General features: G+C 60.4%; 5 protein-coding genes. 4 read left to right on the top strand and 1 reads right to left on the bottom strand.

The genetic code is table 11. The annotated features are described in order from the left end of the window. Positions 1-22: 22 nt before the first annotated feature. From CCR96_RS24445 to CCR96_RS05020, 4 genes are all read left to right on the top strand, one after another. Positions 23-439: a hypothetical protein gene (locus CCR96_RS24445; RefSeq protein ID WP_242518526.1), complete on the top strand. Its 417-nt coding sequence runs from the start codon at positions 23-25 to the stop codon at positions 437-439. Beyond that, positions 436-996, top strand: coding sequence for a hypothetical protein (locus tag CCR96_RS24440; RefSeq protein ID WP_242518525.1), 561 nt, complete (start codon positions 436-438; stop codon positions 994-996). The genes CCR96_RS24445 and CCR96_RS24440 overlap by 4 nt, the downstream gene beginning before the upstream one ends. 624 nt (positions 997-1620) lie before the next feature. Continuing rightward, positions 1621-1917 carry a type II toxin-antitoxin system MqsR family toxin gene (locus tag CCR96_RS05025; protein WP_201218268.1) on the top strand — a complete coding sequence of 99 codons (297 nt, stop codon included), beginning with the start codon at positions 1621-1623 and terminating at the stop codon, positions 1915-1917. Between the two features lie 2 nt (positions 1918-1919). Beyond that, the gene (locus CCR96_RS05020; RefSeq protein ID WP_201218265.1) at positions 1920-2321 is read left to right on the top strand and encodes a type II toxin-antitoxin system MqsA family antitoxin; all 402 of its coding nucleotides are present in this window, start codon (positions 1920-1922) and stop codon (positions 2319-2321) included. A 105-nt stretch (positions 2322-2426) separates the two neighbouring features. On the opposite strand, the gene CCR96_RS05015 is transcribed toward CCR96_RS05020, so the two are convergent. Continuing rightward, positions 2427-2770, bottom strand: a 344-nt coding sequence (locus CCR96_RS05015; RefSeq protein WP_201215731.1) for an IS66 family transposase, incomplete at its 5' end; no start/stop codon positions are given.

The following is a 2770-nucleotide window of genomic DNA, read 5'->3' as shown; positions in this document are numbered from 1 at the left end:
GCGGATCGGCTAGACTCCGGGCATGAGCAAAGACCAACGCATCCCCTGGCACAGACTCTTGGGCCAAGCTCTGGCCGATGCCCTCAGCGGGCTGCCCTACCAGGTCAGCACCGAGGAAGAACTGGCGCTGCGCAGCCAGCGCCTGGATGTGCTCATCATCGAGCAAGAACCATCCCCGGAGGCCGCAAGCCGCCTCAGCGCAGACCGCCCCGATGGGCTGGAAGACCTCGCCCAGCACAACCTGCTGAGCTTCAAAGCCGCCGACGCGCCCTTCAGCGCCTGGTTTGCCGAAGAACTGCTCAGTCACGCCGTCACCTACCGCAAAGTCGCCTCCCTGCGCGCCCTGGGCGCGCGCCCGTCAGACCCGACCAACCACTCGAAGAACCCAAGAAGCACTACCGGCTGTTACCGGCCGAGGACTTCCGCTGCTACGCCGTGACCACCCGGTTTCCGCGCCAACTGGTCAAGCAACTCCACCCCGGCAGTTGTCGAAAGACCGAGAAAGCGGGAATCTATCACCTGCGCTTTGGCACCCGCGACCTGCGCCTGATCGTCATCAACCAACTCGACCCCCACCCGCGCAATGCGCCCTGGGGGCTGTTCGCCACCGATGAAGCCCGCTGGCGCGCCGCCTTTGCCAGCTATCGCTCGCGCAGCGACATCGGCATTCACCTGCACAACCTCATTGATTATTTTCGCCTGGGAGAAGGACAGATGGCCTACACGCAAGACGACATGCACCGCGATGCCCGCGAATGGCTCAAGGGCGCGCTGAGCGAACTGGACCCAGAAGAAGTCCTGCAATGTTTCGCCCCGGAGGATCGTCTCAAGGGGCTTGATCCCGAGGATCGGCTCAAGGGGCTCGATCCCGATGTTGTGCTGGGGCGCTTTGATCCCGAGGATCGGCTCAAGGGGATTGATCCCGAGGATCGTCTCAAGGGGCTTGATCCCGCCACCATCGAAGCTTGGCTGGCCAAGCAGCGCCGGAATAACTGACGCCACCACAGCCCGCTGACCAGCCAACGCGCCGCTAATTTGGTGCGCGCCCCCCCCAATCGCCGCTGCACGACCTGGTGAGCCGCCCAGGAGTTCCGGTGACAGGATACTGAATTCCGTACGGTGATCCGCACGGCTCGCCGCTACGCTGGAGCGCCCCTGTGGGGACGTGCTGCGGTTTTAGGCTGCCGCCACTGCCAGGCGCTGAATCCGCCGAATCAAAGGGGCCAGGCTCGATTTATTTTTCCAACTCAAAGCATCCCACGACGTCAGCGCCTAGGTCGCGGTAGGGGCGGCGGGTGACCGCCGTCCCTACCGCGACCGTTGCGCTTGGCGGAGGAGGGCTGTGATGGCCAAGACGCTCCTTGTCACCGGCGGTGCTGGCTTCATCGAGACCAATGTGCTCGGCACCTTTAGCCTGCTCGATAGCGCCAAGGCCTACTGGAGCGCGCTCGATGCGAGCCGGTAATGAAGGGACGGATTTGCGGTTGCGGTAGGCTCAGATGGATTGTGCTACAGATCCGGAGTTCTAAGGGTTTGGTGAATGGAACGCCGAGCACTTTCCCAGGCGTTGACGTCGATGTCCCGCTTGTCAGCTATAACCAAATAGGTTAGCTTCTGGTGATGGAGAAACGCACCCCGCACTGTAAGCTGGATGTCGTGCAAGCCCTGGTCAGAGCTGGACGGGTACGCGCCACGCGATCCGCGCGAGAAACGGCGAGTAGCCTGGGGTTTTCCTTCTCAGAGATACTGGAGGTCTTGATGGCACTGACGCCGAAGGATTTCTACAAAAGCATGACGACCTATGCCGATCATCGCGTCTGGCAGGATGTCTATCGGCCAAACACGCGGGCTGGCGATCTCTACCTGAAATTGACGGTGATCGACGATCTTCTGATCGTGTCCTTCAAGGAGTTGTGATCATGAAGTGTCCTGTTTGTGGCGCGGCGGAACTGATTCGCGACACGCGCGACATCCCCTACACCTACAAGGGCGAAACCACGCTTATCCCGTCGGTCACGGCGGACTTTTGCCCGGCCTGCGACGAGTCCATCACTGATAGGGCCGAAACCGAGCGCGTCATGTGTGAGATGCAGGCATTCAACAAGCAGGTGAATGCGGCGATTGTCGACCCTGACTTTCTTGCCCGGGTGCGCAAAAAATTGCATCTCGGGCAACGCGAGGCGGCGGAACTTTTCGGTGGAGGTGTCAATGCCTTCTCCCGCTACGAAACCGGTAAGACTAAACCGCCGCTTGCGCTTGTGAAGTTATTCAAGCTGCTTGACCGTCATCCCGATTTGCTCGACGAGCTGAAGATGGTTTAATCAAAGGGGTCAGGCTCGAATTTATTTTTGATTTTTGATTGGCGCCGGCATTCGCCCGGATCCAATGCCGTTAAGTTAAGCGTCGATTTGTAACTTCTCAATAAGTCACGGCACGCCCGCGGCCGCCGCACGCTCACGGACGATGTCCGGCAAGGGCGGAATCGTGCCGGTCTGCTCAATGCGATCGTTGAGATACTCCCAAAAAGAGAGGCCCAACTTGCGGCAGGTCTTCTTCAGGCTGGCAAAGGTATCGCGGCATCGTCGCCCGAGGTCACTGCGGGTTCCGCCGCTGATCTTGCGCCATTTGACGTAACCGCGGATGTCGTTCTCACTGCCGTTGGTGTGCAGCGGGATATCGGGGCGCAACAAGACCAGTAGCAGCTCGCTCTGGTGGCGATGTAGCCGCTTCAAGGTCTGGTTGAGGGCGGCAAAGGAGGTCTTCTGGGTGA

Source organism: Halochromatium roseum, assembly GCF_016653315.1.
GTDB lineage: Bacteria > Pseudomonadota > Gammaproteobacteria > Chromatiales > Chromatiaceae > Lamprobacter > Lamprobacter roseus.
The sequence above is the reverse complement of the archived record's forward strand: the minus strand, read 5'-3'. Positions and strand labels throughout refer to the sequence as shown.

Excerpts from the sequence above, each read along its gene's own strand:
- CCR96_RS24445 (WP_242518526.1), top strand. The coding sequence starts at position 23 with ATGAGCAAAGACCAACGCATCCCCTGGCACAGACTCTTGGGCCAAGCT.
- CCR96_RS05025 (WP_201218268.1), top strand. The coding sequence starts at position 1,621 with ATGGAGAAACGCACCCCGCACTGTAAGCTGGATGTCGTGCAAGCCCTG.
- CCR96_RS05020 (WP_201218265.1), top strand. The coding sequence starts at position 1,920 with ATGAAGTGTCCTGTTTGTGGCGCGGCGGAACTGATTCGCGACACGCGC.